Raw genomic sequence first — 15,396 nt, forward strand, 5'->3', positions numbered from 1 at the left:
AAATTGAGCGTTTTTTTCTGTTATTGGATAAGTTTAAGCAAAATTCAAATACTATTTATCGAGGTGATGAAGATGGGAAAATGGAATGAACAAGCTGCACCCAATAATAATGTGCCACGAAAGACAATCAAGCATGGAGAATTAGTTGGGAGCGAAGCAAAACTTGAGTTTTCAGAGGAATTATCTGATGGTGGAGAACGAAATCAAAATATTAAGGTTCTGAGAAATAACGGAAGAGTAAAATAGGGTTAGATTTCGGTAGTGGTGATTAAAAAATTACCACTATTTTTTTATACGCTCTTTACAATACTATTTCTATAGTATAGAATTTCTATGTACCTAATGTATCTAGGTAGGTGATAAAATGTTTAACCGTGAATTAGTGAAAGGCAGTACTTCATTAATCCTGCTTCAATTATTAAACGAGCGGGATATGTACGGCTATGAATTAGTGAAAGTGCTTGAACAGCGCAGTGATAATGACTTAAGTGTTAAAGAAGGGACCCTGTATCCTGCACTTCACAAGCTTGAAAAGCAAGAGTACATTGAATGTTATTGGCAGGAGCAGGAAAAGGGACCAGCGCGAAAATATTACAAGATAACCACGGCTGGAAAGGAATTATTAGGTGAAAAAACACGTGAATGGCAGGACTTTGTTAAAGTGATGAACAAAGTGATAGGGAGATCGAAGCATGGAACGGCCGAAGAATAGGTTTCTTGAACAACTAGCAAAAGGGCTGGGAATTCAATTAGATAAAGAGGAGATTCTCCGTGAATATGCGTCACATATCGATGAAATTCTAATGGAATCGGATTGTCAGGATGAGGAAACGGTTTTTGACCTGATTGTATCCCGGCTTGGCAGCCCTGAAGAAATTGCCCAAGTATGGAGAGAAGAGTTCTCTGTCACTCCAAGTAATATGAAATGGGTGTTTATCTTCTTAAATGTTCTTTTTTTTGGAGGAGGCAGTTTACTAACCTTGGCTCACAATATCTTTCAGTGGGAATGGCTTTCTGTTCTATGGAATCATTTAACCTCGATTCCAACCTTAATTGCTTTTTTGTATATGTTCTTTTGGGCATTGTTAGGTTATGAAATAGGAAAGGGATTTGGGCATAATGGAAGAGTGCTCCTTAGAAAAACGTTTTTACTATCGCTTGTTCCAAATTTGCTATTAATGGTCCTAACAGTTTTTCAGATTATTCCACATTCTTGGTTTGCTCCGTTATTAACCAAGACATTTATTATTGCTTGTATCATTTTTACCATCATTCTATACCCAGTCAGCTGGATTGGCTATCGTTGGGGGAGAAAAGCGTCGATATAAGCAGTTTTTTTTGCTTAACTACCTAGTAAAACTATATATATAGAATTTCTATACAAAAGGGGGATGAAGATGGAAATGAAAATTACAAAATCTGATTGGATTTTTTTAGTCTTATGTTTATTGCTTGGGATTTTAGGTGAAGAAGCTTTCTTTCGCAGTGAGGTAGGGATCTCCTATTTTGTGTTTATTTCAGCTTTTTACTCGGTATTTATTTGGCGCTACCGCCGCTTTCAATTTTCACATCAACGACTAGGTTACCTCATTCTTTGTTGTATTTGGCTGCTGTCAGCCAGTTATTTTTTAAATAATAACGAGCTATTTTATGTCTTGAATATATTGGTGATCCCTGGGTTGGTTATCTTTCATTTAGTGTTAGTCACCAGTCCGAATAATTTTCAATGGAATAAACCCGCGTTTGTTACTTATATATTGACTAGGTTAATCCAAGCACTAAAATATAATGCTAGTTTCGCGGCATTATTTGGAAAGGGCTTTAAACAAGGTGTTAATGAGGACAAATTTGTAGTATGGAAAAAAATAATTCTGGGGATAGCGATTTCACTGCCAATCCTCTTTGTCGTCTTGAATTTACTAATTTCGGCAGATGCTCAGTTTGAACGATTAATTGGCGGCATACCACAATGGTTCCAAGTCATTAATGTTGAACGGATCATGAGACTAATTGTTATGCTAATCTTAACCGCCGCCTTCTTTGGATTTATGCAAATCCTATACAACAGACATATGAACGTAATCAAACAACAAACAAATGGGCAACAGTTTCAGATGGATGGAATTATCGCAATTACAGTACTTGTCATCATCAATGCCGTTTATCTTTTGTTTACCGTCGTACAATTCAGGTATTTTTTCAGCGGAACATTACAAGCGGATTTTACCTTTGCCGAATACGCTAGAAAAGGATTTTTCGAGCTCTTATTTGTTACACTAATTAATTTATCCATAACAGTAATGGTATTAACCTTCGTGAATCGTGCAACCAGTTCCATGCGAAGAGCAACGCAAATTATGCTGACCATTCTTGTCCTTGCGAGCTCCGTGATGCTCAGTTCCGCCTTCCTACGGTTAAGTATGTATGAAGAAGCGTATGGATTTACGTTCACTAGGGTGCTTGTGCATTCGTTTATGATTTTCCTAGTCGTCATCTTTACCTATACACTAGTGAAGATTTGGGTGGAGAAGCTGTCGTTATTTCACTTTTATTTTATTACTTCATTAATCTATTATACAGCGATTACAGTTATTGACTTGGATAAGATCGTCGTGAAAGAAAATATGAACCGTTACGAGACCAGCGGGAAAATTGATGTTCATTACCTTAATAACTTGTCATATAGAGGGGTTTTAGGCTTAATAAACCTTTATGAAAAAGATAAGAATATACCTGAACTAAAAACAATATTACTAGAGCGAAAACAGGAAGCACTTGCTGAAAGCTTGCCGTGGCAATCGTATAATCTAAAACGAGAGCAGGCATTCTCAGAACTTAAGAAGCTGGATATAAACTAGTAAAATGAAGACGATTCGGTGATCCGAATCGTCTTTTAGTTGATGTTTATTAATCTGAATAAATTAGGAATATTGCAAAATTACTAAATAAATGTAAAAATGGAAAAGGACTGTATTTTTTTAGAATAAAATTTTTGGGTGGGAAAAAAATGAAACGTTTATTTCGGGCTCTTATCAGAATTGGATTAATACTAGCAGGCTTTCTGTTTATTTTTAATCTTCCCTCGTTATTAGGGATTGGAAAAGACCATGTCATAGTTAATTTTAAAACGCTATGGATTAATATGAAGTCGGATTTTCAATTTTTAGTGGAATTTAACGGTGATCAATACATAGCTTTTTTTAAGAAATTAGAAATAGCCGAGAGTTATCAGTACACGATGACGATTCTTCTAATCAGCCTCTTTTTTATTATCTTCCTTGCTATGATTGTGGCAATAATAATTATGCTCTCACCAGAAAAAGCAAAAAATCGAATGAAAAGTGGGATCAATTTTTTCGAAGCTGCTCCTGATTTACTAGTAATCTTTCTATTTCAGTTTTTTGTTATTACTTTATATAAAACGACGGGATTAAAGTTTTTACAACTCTATGGGATATTTGGTCATAAGCCTTATTTTGTTCCAATCATGACTGTATCCTTTCTGCCTTTTTTCCTATTCTTGCAGTTTCTGATTAAAGTCATCAATGAGGAACAAATCCAGCAATATGTTCTCTATGCGAGGGCAAAGGGAATGGGACGTCTTAGAACGATACTCGTCCATATCATGCGAAACATTTTTCCACTCTTAATCTTGCAGCTGCGGACGATCATTTGGGTATTATTATCCAATATTTATCTAGTTGAATTTTTGTTTAATATTAATGGGTTTACTCAGCAATTTCTAAAGATTATTTTTATGGGCGGAGATTTTGCTTCACTCGTTGTATGTTTACTAATGTTATCGATTCCACTGTTGGTAATGGAAGCTGCGGGATGGTTGATTTCTAAGCTAATCAAAGGGAGGGAGGCAGTCAGTTTATGAGAAAATATAAAAAAACTATTATTGGCTCCACGTTGCTTTTGATTCTCTTATTAATGAGTATTTTGTACCCTTATTACGGGCCAAAAGATTACAATCATCAGGTGCTGGTAAAAAATGAACAGGGCGAAATACTTGGCAGAGCACCGTTTCCTCCATCAGCACAACATTTACTGGGTACTAATCAGAATGGCGAGGATATGCATTGGCTATTACTTTATGGTGCAAAATTTACATTAATCTCGGCATTTGGAGTCGCCTTATTAAGAGTATTCCTTGGTGGGATATTCGGAATCTTCCTATCATTATGGGCGCCATTCTTAAAATGTTATGTTAAAGACTTTTTCCTAACTTTTCGTTACATCCCATCGATCCTGATTGCGATCATTTTAATGATACCGATTGTGGGAGATTTTAATGATGTTGCAATTTCTTCTATTGTTACCTATCAAATTATTATTCTCGTTTTTATCGGATTTCCATCGGTTACGATTTTCGCCACCGATGTAATCGATGGATTATTAAAAACCTCTTTTGTGCAAAGCTCTAAGTTAATGGGGGCTGGCAAATTACATATTGTAAGAAAGCAATTGATGCCGTATATACGTTCTTACGGGCTATTATTTACTGTCCAACAGTTTATAAGCACCCTTCATCTTACAATGCAGCTTGGTTTGTTTGGAATGTTTCTTGGTGGAAGAAATCGGGCAGGAGTACTAGGGTTTGAAGAACCGCCAAAGCCGGCAACACTTTCCAATGAATGGGCAGGTTTAATTGGACAAAATTATAGTGAATTTATTCGTGCCCCGTGGTCCATTTTAAGTCCCGTGGTTGGATTTTTTGTGGTCATAGTCATCGTGAATTTGATCAAGAAAGAACTAGAAGAGAACCTATATGGTTCTAGGGTTGTGAAAAAGAAAGAAACAAAGGGAAAGGTTCCTAAGATGGAATCCCATTCCTCAAAAAAATTTGAGTTTGTTCAAAAACTATAGCCTGGGTAAATTAGAAGCTAAACATTAAAAAGGCGGGATCAATTGATCCCGCCTCCATATCAGTCACCATTAAACATATCAAAAATTCCTCTTGCGATACTGCCTTCGTCTTTTGCCCCGCCACGTGAAGGTGCCGCAGCAAAAACACGGCTTGCCAGACGGCTAAATGGCAAGGATTGAATCCAAACGGAACCAGGACCGCGGAGTGTGGCAAAAAACAAGCCTTCGCCGCCAAACAAGGCTGTTTTAACACCTTTTACAAATTCGATATCATAATTAACACTACTTGTCATCGCCACTAAACAGCCTGTATCCACGCGTAGAGACTGGCCTGGCAAAAGGTCTTTTTTTATAATCGTTCCACCTGCATGAACAAAAGCAAGACCATCACCTTCGAGTTTTTGCATGATAAATCCTTCGCCGCCAAAGAAGCCGGCACCAATTTTCCGTTGGAATTCAATCCCGACCTCAACTCCTTTAGCTGCAGCAAGAAAGGCGTCCTTTTGGCAGATAATTTTTCCTCCCAATTGGCTTAAGTCCATCGGAATAATCTTACCAGGGTAAGGAGAAGCAAACGACACCCGTTTCTTGCTGATTCCGTTATTGGTAAAGGCAGTCATGAACAAGCTTTCACCGGTAAGTACCCGTTTACCAGCGCTGAACAGCTTACCCATAAGTCCGCTTCCTGGACTAGTGCCGCTGCCATCACCAAAAATAGTCTCCATATGTATGTCATCTTCCATCATCATAAAGCTTCCTGCTTCAGCAACAACTGTCTCTTGTGGATCGAGCTCTACTTCAACAAACTGCATGTCATCTCCATAGATTTTATAATCAATTTCGTGGTTATTCATACTTTTCCCTCCACTTTTTATAATGGCAAATCTATATATATTATAAAAAATTTAGGAAAAAAGTGCTAATTTTAATAAAATAAAATAAAAAGACGCCTGTTTTCACAGACGTCTTTTGCGTATTGAGGCGAAAAACCACACTCCACATAGTGTGCTCCAAAAAGGAATGTTTCTCGACTTACACAACTCAGCTCATCGCTTAGCTATTGTAACATGGTAACGAGTATCTAACAAGTAGTATTTATATAAATATTATTCCAGATTTTAAAACAAAAAGCTTGCTATATAATTCAAATTACCATATATTCAAATAATCAGATATACAAAAATAAGAAGATAAGAAGGGTTTATATGTTTATTGACAAAAGATTCCATAATTATTCCTTAAGGAGTGTACCAAAGGATCTCCTTTCAGGATTGATTGTCGGGGTAATCGCAATTCCACTTGGGATGGCTTTTGCTATTGCTTCAGGAGTGAAGCCAGAATATGGAATCTATACGACGATTGTTGCAGGGATTCTTATTTCCTTATTTGGCGGATCGAAGTATCAAATAGGCGGCCCAACTGGAGCGTTTATTCCCATTTTATTTGGTATTGTGATGACATACGGCTATGATAATCTCCTCGTCGCTGGATTTATGGCCGGTATTATTCTGCTATTAATGGGAGTATTTAAACTTGGATCACTAATTAAATATATTCCTAGACCAGTAACCATTGGGTTCACAACAGGGATAGCGGTGACAATATTTATTGGGCAGGTTGCTAGTTTCTTAGGTTTAGTGGGAATTAAGAAACATGAGGAATTTATTAAAAATATCCAAGAAATTTTTGTTCATTTAGATACGATAAATATTTTCAGTATTTTAACGGCAGCTATTTGTTTAGTAACCGTCATTGTAACGCCAAAGGTTGCACCAAAAGTTCCAGGTCCGCTGATTGGTTTAGTGGTTTCCTCGGTCATTGCAACCATATTTTACCCAAGTCAAATTGCAACGATTGGAACAGCCTATGGTCAAATCCCAAGCACATTACCCGAACTTCATATTCCTAACATAAATTTAGAAATGATTGTCAGGCTCTTAAAGCCTGCATTCATAATTGCAATGTTAGGCGGTATTGAATCATTGTTATCGGCAGTGGTGGCTGATGGAATGACCAATAGCAGGCACAACAGCAATAAAGAATTAATCGGACAAGGAATTGCCAATATGATTACGCCGTTATTTGGCGGAATTCCAGCAACAGGTGCGATTGCTCGGACAGCGACAAATATTAAAAATGGAGCGATTTCTCCGTTTTCTGGCATTATCCATGGGTTTGTTGTCTTGCTAGTCCTGCTATTTTTTGCACCATATGCATCGTATATTCCATTAGCAAGTATGGCGCCAATCTTGATGGTCGTTGCTTGGAATATGAGTGAAAGAAAAGTATTCTCACATATTTTAAAAACAAAATCCACAGATTCACTTGTTTTAACGGTTACGTTTTTATTAACCGTTTTTGTAAATTTGACTATGGCTGTTGAGGTTGGCTTAGTGATGTCTGCCATTCTTTTTGCAAAAAGAATGAGTGATGTTATGGTTACTGCTAAAGCTTTGCCAAACCGAAAACATAAACACGAAAAGGTAGAGTCAGGAATTGTCTCTGATACAAATGACTGTCCACAAATTAGTATATTTAATGTGGAGGGTCCGTTATTTTTCGGTGCCGCTGAAACGTTTGAAAAAACGATCATGAGCACAATAAATTATCGACCTAAAATCCTATTGTTGCGAATGAGTAAGGTGCCTTTAATGGATACAACCGGAGAAGCAACGTTATCAAGTATTGTTCGTCATTTTTCTAAAAATGGTATAATTATGATATCGGGTTTAAATAAGCAGCCGGAAAATGTCTTGAAAAAGACAGGATTATATCAAATAATCGGCGAGGAACATTTTTTTGAACATACTGGTGAAGCCATCCAATATGCACTTGAGCATATTAACAAAAATAAGTGCCTAGGCTGTAAGCATTACGCATTTAGAGAATGCAATAAGCTATCAGCTGCGGAGGCAGTAGAAGGAAGCAGAGCAAAACTTACGGCTACTTTCTAAAAAAGCATAGGAGTGGACAATTTGAATCTTGAAATGCAACAATTTAAGGCGGAATTTTTCAAAGCATTAGCGCATCCCTTGAGAATCCGCATTTTAGAACTTCTTGCCGAAGGGGATAAGAATGTAAATGAAATTCAAACCCTTGTTGGCAGTGAAGGGTCAGCAGTTTCACAGCAGTTAACTATTCTAAGAGCAAAAAATATTGTGTCTGGAACGAAAGAGGGCAACAAAGTTATCTACACTTTAAAGGATCCGATGATCATCGAATTGTTAGCCGTTGCAAGGCAAATATTTAACAATCATCTCGTTGATACGATCACAATACTAGACAAGTTTAAAGAAGATGAGGAAGAGCCAGCAATACCGAAGAATTAATTATCTTCGGTAATTGTTTTCTTATAATCTTTCCATTTGAATGGAATAGTCCCTTTTGAAGAGATGTCGATTTGGCTCGAAATTACCTCAGGAAATAAGGGGGAAATGTAGAAGTATGTAGGTTTATCTTACTTTGTCCTTTATTGACATTTAGGCTATTAGAATGCTAAAATTTAATCAGCCGTTGCACGAGATTAGATTTATATTACAAGCTTGTTCAAAGTTTTAACCGATGTTTGGATGAGGAAATGAAGGTAAAGCTATCACGTTGTAATTTGGTGAATTTACACATGGCTTAAGTGTATAAGCCAATAGGAGGATTTTTTTCATGAAAAACGGTAAAGTAAAATGGTTTAACTCAGAAAAAGGTTTTGGATTCATCGAAGCTGAAGACGGTAACGACGTATTCGTTCATTATTCTGCAATCCAAACAGAAGGTTTCAAAACTTTAGAAGAAGGTCAAGAAGTATCTTTCGAAGTAGTTGAAGGAGCTCGTGGACCACAAGCTGCTAACGTAACTAAAAAATAATATTGTAATCTACTATAACAGCCCGGTACTTTAGTTCCGGGCTGTTTTTTGCATTTTTATAGATTCCCTTCAAATAACCTCTAGTATAAAATACCCATTGTTCCAGTAATCTGCTAGCATTTCCAAGCTCATATCTGAAAGTATTTTGTTATAATAGTATTATTGGAAAAGATGCAGATTAAAAAATTGGGGTGAGCAGATGAAATTTATCCATACAGCAGATTGGCATTTAGGAAAATTAGTCCATGGGGTATATATGACAGAGAATCAACGCGAAGTACTAGAGCAATTTGTGGCCATTGTTGCTGAAGAAAAGCCCGATGCCGTTGTCATCGCAGGAGACTTATATGATCGCTCGGTACCGCCAACCGATGCCGTGGAATTACTTGATGAAATGCTTTTTAAAATAAATGTCGAATTGAAAACACCGGTTGTCGCCATTGCTGGGAACCACGATAGTGCAGAGCGACTTTCTTTTGGCAGTTCATGGTATAAGCACAGCCAATTTTATCTTTCTGGAAAATTATCAACAAGCTTCACTCCTGTGCAAATCAATGGAGTAAACTTCTATCTAGTTCCTTATGCAGAGCCAGGGATGGTCCGTCAACTTCTCCAGGATGATTCGATTCACTCCCATCAAGAAGCGATGAAAGCACTGATAGGAAAAATGGAGGAACACCTTAATCCAAACGAGCCCAATGTTTTGGTTGGACATGCCTTTGTTTTAGGTGGACAAACTTCTGATTCTGAACGAGTCTTATCGGTAGGCGGCTCAGGTTGTGTTGGCGCCGAATTGTTCGAACCGTTTTCCTATACCGCACTGGGTCACTTACACAGTCCAGAGGCAATTAACCATCACAAAGTGAAATATTCTGGTTCTCTCTTAAAATATTCCTTCTCCGAAGCAAAACAAAGAAAGTCGATCTCCATTATTGAAATGGATGAAAAGGGTAACTTTACACAACGTTATCGATCGCTTAAACCTAAACATGATATGCGTGAACTAGAAGGACATCTTGAAGAATTACTTGATCCTTATTTTTATGAAAAAGAAACAGTGCATGATTATTTAAAAATCACTCTCCTTGATGAAGGAGCCTTAATCGATCCGATTAATAAGTTACGTCAAGTGTATCCGAACGTCCTCCATCTTGAAAGAAAACTGGATATTACCGATTTAAAGAAGAAACAATCTTTCACTTCTATTCGAAGTGAAAAAAAGTCGGAGCTTGAGTTGTTTGAACAATTTTACTCAGAAATGACAACCTCTGAATTTTCAATGGATAAAAAAGAGGCAATGACTGATGTAATTGAAAAAGTGCTTAGGGAAGAGGGATTGAAATGAAACCTTTAAAACTGAAGATGCAAGCTTTCGGCCCTTATGCAGGAAATGAAGAAATCGACTTTACCGCCCTGGGCAATCGTACGATGTTTGTCATTTCTGGTAAAACCGGTTCCGGAAAAACAACCATTTTTGATGCAATCAGTTATGCGATTTATGGAAAAGCGAGTGGAGAGGATCGTAATGGTCCCGAACTTCGCAGCCAGTTTGCCAAAGATGAGGTATTAACCGAGGTTTCACTTGATTTTTCCCTTCGTAACAAAGCGTATTCGATTACAAGGTCACCGCAGCAGTTGAAGAAGAAAGAAAAAGGTGATGGCTATACACAATTAGGTGCCAAAGCTGAGTTATATATGTGGACAGAAAATGGCGAGAAGAAGCTGCTGGCTTCTAAAATCAATGATGTTGAGGAAAAAATTAAGGAAATTATGCTTATTGATGCGAATCAATTCCGGCAAATATTAATGATTCCGCAGGGCGAATTCCGTAAACTTCTCACCTCAGATAGTAAGGATAAAGAAGTGATCCTGCAGCGCCTGTTCCATACCCAGTTATATAAAATGGTAGAAGATAAGTTGAAGGAAGAAGCAACGGAGTTAAAAAGGACTGTTGAAGACCAGGTACAATCAAGAAATGAAGCAATTCGACGCATTCATACGGTAACAAATGAAGAGCTTCGTGGGTATCTGGATGCGGATTCTGTAAATGACACGATCATTATGCCGCTTTTACAAGCAGAAATTGCCGGCATGGGTGTAGCGTTGGAACAATTGAACCACCAATTAAAAGGAAGGGTACAGGAACAGGACAAACTTAAGGGGCAGCTTTTTGAAGCAGAAGCGATCTTAAAACAACTGCAAATGAAAGAGGAATTAAAGGGGCAAAAGGCCAGCCTAGTTTCACAAAAAGAAGTGTTTATTGAAAAAGAAAAGCAGGTTCAACTTGCACAAAAGGCTGCCCTTTTAGCAAAGCAGGAGGAACTGTGCCACCGTTTAAAACGCGAAGTTGATCAACTCGAGGGAAATTTGAAGTCGATTCAAATGGAAATGGAAAAATTGGATGGACTTTTAAAACAGCATGAGCAACAGCTGCAACGGGAGCTTGAACGAGAGGGTGAGCGCCAGACGGCCCTTGATGAGGTGAATCGATTAGTAAATATGAAAGATGATGTCTATTCGTTTGCCGCATTGCTTAAAGAAACACAAAACAAGGATACTGAACTAAAAACTGCGAAAGAAAAGCATATGCAGTCCGAACAACTTCTTGAACAACTAGGAGGACAAATAGGATTCCTTAATCGGCAGAAGGAAGAAATTGAAAAAGGAAAGCTGACTTATTTAGAAAATGAGGGAAGAATTGAAAAAATAAAGGCTGAACTTGACCGTTATGAAAAATATGAAACTCTGCTCGGAAAACATCAAAAGGCTGAACAAAATCTAAAGGCGATCACCGCCCGTTATGAAAATACGACGGCTAGATTTGCTGATGCCAGAGCAATGGTTGAAAATTTAGAGAGAAAATGGATGCACGGGCAGGCAACGATATTAGCAGCAGGGCTTCAATCAGGTCAGGGCTGTCCTGTTTGCGGTTCGGAGCATCATCCTTCACCAGCAATCCAACACGATGACAGTATTCCAACTGAAGAGGAAATGAAGGCAGCTAAGGCACAATCTGCCAAATGGGAAAAAGAAAAGTCAGCAGATGAAGCTGCTTTTTATCAAAGTCAGTCAGTTGAGGCAGCACAAAAGGCGGCTGTAAATGAAATATTGCAAGAAATACGTACGTATCGGCCAGATTTTACAGAATCTGATTTACCTCATGCAAAAATTGAGGCTGTCACTGCAAGGAACCAGCTTGTTCAGATTCAAGGAAAGCTTGCTGAACAGATTAAACAGCTTGAAAAGGTTAGGTTGGAAATAGAAAACAAAGAAACTGAAAAAATTAATGTACAAAACACCATCCATCAAGTTTCTGCTCAAATGAATGAGTTAACGGTGCAATTCACCGAAAAGAAGACCAATCTTTCACGGATGATGAAAGTCATTCCCGAAAATCTTCGCTCGGAAGCGGAATACGAAAAGGCTGTCTCTGTCTCCCGGAACCGCCAAGAAATACTAATTAAACAGCTTGAAGAAGCACAGCAGCGCTTCCAGGCAGTGAAAGAAAAACTTTCCAATGAAACGGCAAGATTACTAGATGCAGAGAATCACCATGCAAGTAAACACAAAGAGCTCGAAACGGAAAGGGAAATCTTTATTAACAAACTTTCAGAGCAGGGCTTTGAAAAATACGGTATGTATGCTGCTTCCAAACGGACAGAAGGAGAGATTCGCAGCCTTGAAGCAGAAATCCGCAGCTACCGTGAAGAATTACGCTCGGTTTCTGACCGTTTGAAAGAACTTACTGAACTGTTAATCGACGTGAAAACACCTGATTTGGAGGGATTAAAGCAAGAGTTAGTGAAAATTACTAGCGAAATCGAGGCACTTAATCATCAAAGCACAAATTTATTTGTAAAAAAACGGGACAACGAAGAAATTTACAGCCGGGTAGAAAGCTTGAATGAACAGATGAAGGTTTTAGAAGAACGGTACAAGTTAATTGGTCATCTTTATGAAATTGCTAAGGGTCAAAATAACTTCCGAATTACATTTGAACGGTATGTGCTGGCGGCTTTTCTTGATGATATTTTACGAGAAGCCAACGGTCGCTTACGAAAAATGACCTCTGGCCGTTTTCAATTGCTGAGAAAAACCGATCGATCCAAAGGTAATACGCAAAGCGGTTTGGAATTGCTGGTGTTTGACCAGTATACGGGCCAGGAACGGCATGTCAAAACATTATCGGGTGGGGAAAGCTTTAAAGCTTCTTTATCTCTAGCACTAGGACTGGCAGATGTAGTTCAAAATTATGCCGGCGGGGTATCGCTAGAAACGATGTTCATCGATGAAGGCTTTGGTACGCTGGATCCTGAGTCCCTGGATCAGGCAATTGAAGCCTTAATGGATATTCAGAGCAGCGGCCGCTTGGTTGGAATTATCTCGCACGTTCCAGAACTAAAAGAACGAATTGATGTCAGACTAGAGGTCATGGCAGACCAAACGGGCAGCAGGACGGAATTTAGGTTTACTAATTAATGCATTGGTAGCCTCCCATGGCCAAACCGAAAAGCAGTGTGATTTCAATGGCTTGAAATCACACTGCTTTTCGTGTTTTTCTACGGACTTTAAAAATATCCATTACTCATAAAGGCTTAAAATTAGGAAACCGTTCTTGAGCTTCAGCAAGTGTTGAAAGGCTAGTTAATTCTGCTAAGGAACCAATTTTATCCCAAACGGCCATGACAGCAGCCGATTGGTGTGCTTTTTCAATTGCCTCCGTTGACACCCATTCAGCGATCTCGATAATCGTCCCATCCTCTGCTTGAAGAGTTAGTAAATCCCTGTTTGTAATTAAATTTTCTTCTCTTAATGTTGGGATATGTACTTTAAGAACTTCTTTCAATTCCTCTGCATTTCCTGGTTTTGGACGATAAAGTGCCATAAAAACTAATGATGACATATTTTCACCTCCTTTAATAAAATTCTCATCGTAACTATGATAATTCTTTAGCAATTGCACGTCCAGCCTGTCTTCCTGTAAACAAACAGCCGCCGATGAATGTTCCTTCCAACGAGCGATAGCCGTGAATTCCACCTCCGCCAAATCCTGAAACCTCTCCAGCTGCGTATAGACCTGGAACAGGATTTCCTGATGAATCGAGGACTCTGCCGGATAAATCTGTCTGCAGACCGCCCAGCGTTTTCCGACTAACAATGTTTAACCGGACAGCGATTAATGGGCCCATCTTTGGATCGAGAATTCGATGCGGGGATGCCACTCTTATCAGTTTATCTCCAAGATAATTTCGAGCCCCACGCAAAGCGGTAATTTGAAGGTCCTTTGTAAATTTATTTTCTATCTCCCGGTCTCTAGCTAGAACCTGCCGTTCGATTTCGGCGAAATTAAGTAAGTTATCACCTGTAAGTTTGTTCATCCCAGCAACAAGTTCAGGTAGGGTATTCGCAATAACAAAATCCTCTCCCTTATCCATGAAGGCTTTCACCGGTGCAGTGGGTCCAGGAAGAATACGGGCTAATACTTTTTTAATACTTTTTCCAGTCAGATCAGGATTTTGCTCGGACCCTGATAAGGCAAACTCCTTTTCAATAATTTTCTGTGTTAGTATGAACCAGGAGTAATCGTAGCCGGATTTCATAATCGCTTCAAGGGTCCCCAAGGTATCAAATCCTGGAAAGATTGGCGCAGGAAAACGCTTACCTTTTGCATCGAGCCAAAGCGAGGATGGACCAGGGAGGATCCGGATACCATGCATCGGCCAAACGGGGTCCCAGTTCTTAATTCCTTCGGTATAGTGCCACATCCGGTCGCGATTGACGATACGTCCGCCGGCTTTCTCCGTTATTCCAAGCATTCTACCGTCTACATGTTCCGGTACTCCGGAAATCATATTTTGAGGAGCTTTACCGAGCCGTCCCGGCCAATTTTTTCTAATTAACGCATGGTTTCCACCAATACCGCCGCTTGTCACCACTACGGCGGATGAATGAAACTCAAAATCTCCAATTACCTCGCGAGAGCTTGCTTCACCGCGGGCAGAAGTACTTGGAACTAGTAATTCACCCCGGACTCCGATGATGGCACCATTTTCTTTTAATAATTCATTCACACGATGGCGGGGGCGATAATCGACATGACCTTTTTCCATTGCCTGTCTGACTCTATCCTCAAACGGCTTAACGAGACCTGGACCGGTTCCCCATACAATATGAAAGCGGGGCACTGAATTGCCATGGCCTTCCGCTGTATATCCGCCACGCTCTGCCCAGCCAACAACAGGGAAAAAACGAACGCCCATCCCTGACAGCCATTCACGTTTCTCACCTGCGGCGAAGTCAACATAGGCCTCGGCCCACTTTTTCCCCCAATAATCCTCATCTTCTTCTCTATCAAACCCTGCTGCCCCTAACCAGTCCTGCCAGGCAAGTTCCCGTGAATCCTTGATGCCCATTCTTCTTTGTTCGGGTGAATCGATGAGAAATAGACCTCCAAATGACCACCAAGCCTGTCCACCGATAGACGCTTCGGGTTCTTGGTCTAATAGCAGCACTTTTGTTCCAGCTTCAGCCAGTTCAGCCGTAGCCACTAAACCAGCTAAACCTGCACCAACCACGATCACGTCAAATTTCAAATGAATCCCCCCGGTTAATTAAAAGTACTTATCTATTGTGTTGTTTTATTTTCTGAAAAATCAATATAATTCA

Annotated in this window: 14 protein-coding genes; 11 read left to right on the top strand and 3 right to left on the bottom strand. The window is 39.2% G+C overall.

Annotated elements, in window-relative coordinates:
• Positions 1–72 precede the first annotated feature (72 nt).
• The 6 genes from CCK98_RS35270 to CCK98_RS12005 all read left to right on the top strand — a co-directional run bounded on the left by CCK98_RS35270 (position 73) and on the right by CCK98_RS12005 (position 4,872).
• A complete protein-coding gene (locus CCK98_RS35270) occupies positions 73–246 on the top strand; it encodes a hypothetical protein (RefSeq protein WP_179195775.1) in 174 nt (57 codons plus the stop codon).
• 118 nt (positions 247–364) lie between these two features.
• A complete protein-coding gene (locus tag CCK98_RS11985) occupies positions 365–712 on the top strand; it encodes a PadR family transcriptional regulator (RefSeq protein WP_088086792.1) in 348 nt (115 codons plus the stop codon).
• Positions 693–1,328: a hypothetical protein gene (locus CCK98_RS11990; RefSeq protein ID WP_088086793.1), complete on the top strand. Its 636-nt coding sequence runs from the start codon at positions 693–695 to the stop codon at positions 1,326–1,328. The genes CCK98_RS11985 and CCK98_RS11990 overlap by 20 nt, the downstream gene beginning before the upstream one ends.
• 69 nt (positions 1,329–1,397) lie before the next feature.
• Positions 1,398–2,858, top strand: a complete 1,461-nt coding sequence (locus tag CCK98_RS11995) for a DUF4153 domain-containing protein (protein WP_088086794.1) — start codon at positions 1,398–1,400, stop codon at positions 2,856–2,858.
• A 149-nt stretch (positions 2,859–3,007) separates the two neighbouring features.
• Positions 3,008–3,883 carry an ABC transporter permease subunit gene (locus CCK98_RS12000; RefSeq protein ID WP_088086795.1) on the top strand — a complete coding sequence of 292 codons (876 nt, stop codon included), beginning with the start codon at positions 3,008–3,010 and terminating at the stop codon, positions 3,881–3,883.
• Positions 3,880–4,872, top strand: coding sequence for an ABC transporter permease subunit (locus CCK98_RS12005; protein ID WP_088086796.1), 993 nt, complete (start codon positions 3,880–3,882; stop codon positions 4,870–4,872). Before CCK98_RS12000 ends, CCK98_RS12005 begins: the two co-directional genes overlap by 4 nt.
• 59 nt (positions 4,873–4,931) lie before the next feature.
• On the opposite strand, the gene CCK98_RS12010 is transcribed toward CCK98_RS12005, so the two are convergent.
• Complete coding sequence (locus CCK98_RS12010) at positions 4,932–5,726, bottom strand: TIGR00266 family protein (protein WP_088086797.1); 795 nt, start codon at positions 5,724–5,726, stop codon at positions 4,932–4,934.
• Between the two features lie 351 nt (positions 5,727–6,077).
• Here CCK98_RS12010 and CCK98_RS12015 point away from each other — a divergent pair, with 351 nt between their 5' ends.
• The 5 genes from CCK98_RS12015 to CCK98_RS12035 all read left to right on the top strand — a co-directional run bounded on the left by CCK98_RS12015 (position 6,078) and on the right by CCK98_RS12035 (position 13,209).
• Positions 6,078–7,826, top strand: coding sequence for a SulP family inorganic anion transporter (locus tag CCK98_RS12015; RefSeq protein WP_088086798.1), 1,749 nt, complete (start codon positions 6,078–6,080; stop codon positions 7,824–7,826).
• 21 nt (positions 7,827–7,847) lie between these two features.
• Positions 7,848–8,201, top strand: coding sequence for a helix-turn-helix transcriptional regulator (locus tag CCK98_RS12020; RefSeq protein ID WP_088086799.1), 354 nt, complete (start codon positions 7,848–7,850; stop codon positions 8,199–8,201).
• A 328-nt stretch (positions 8,202–8,529) separates the two neighbouring features.
• Positions 8,530–8,730 carry a cold-shock protein gene (locus CCK98_RS12025; protein WP_007083969.1) on the top strand — a complete coding sequence of 67 codons (201 nt, stop codon included), beginning with the start codon at positions 8,530–8,532 and terminating at the stop codon, positions 8,728–8,730.
• Positions 8,731–8,929: 199 nt separating this feature from the next.
• The gene (locus tag CCK98_RS12030) at positions 8,930–10,075 is read left to right on the top strand and encodes an exonuclease SbcCD subunit D (RefSeq protein ID WP_088086800.1); all 1,146 of its coding nucleotides are present in this window, start codon (positions 8,930–8,932) and stop codon (positions 10,073–10,075) included.
• Complete coding sequence (locus tag CCK98_RS12035; protein ID WP_088086801.1) at positions 10,072–13,209, top strand: AAA family ATPase; 3,138 nt, start codon at positions 10,072–10,074, stop codon at positions 13,207–13,209. The genes CCK98_RS12030 and CCK98_RS12035 overlap by 4 nt, the downstream gene beginning before the upstream one ends.
• Positions 13,210–13,315: 106 nt before the next feature.
• Here the strand turns inward: CCK98_RS12035 and CCK98_RS12040 are convergent, their stop codons facing one another.
• On the bottom strand, positions 13,316–13,633 hold the full coding sequence (locus CCK98_RS12040) for a putative quinol monooxygenase (RefSeq protein WP_088086802.1): 318 nt from the start codon (positions 13,631–13,633) through the stop codon (positions 13,316–13,318).
• Between the two features lie 34 nt (positions 13,634–13,667).
• Positions 13,668–15,323 (bottom strand): FAD-binding dehydrogenase, encoded by a 1,656-nt coding sequence (locus CCK98_RS12045; protein ID WP_088086803.1) that lies wholly within the window; start codon positions 15,321–15,323, stop codon positions 13,668–13,670.
• Between the last annotated feature and the right edge of the window lie 73 nt (positions 15,324–15,396).

This window comes from Bacillus sp. OV166, from assembly GCF_900177675.1.
In the GTDB taxonomy this organism is placed as follows: Bacteria; Bacillota; Bacilli; order Bacillales; family Cytobacillaceae; genus Neobacillus.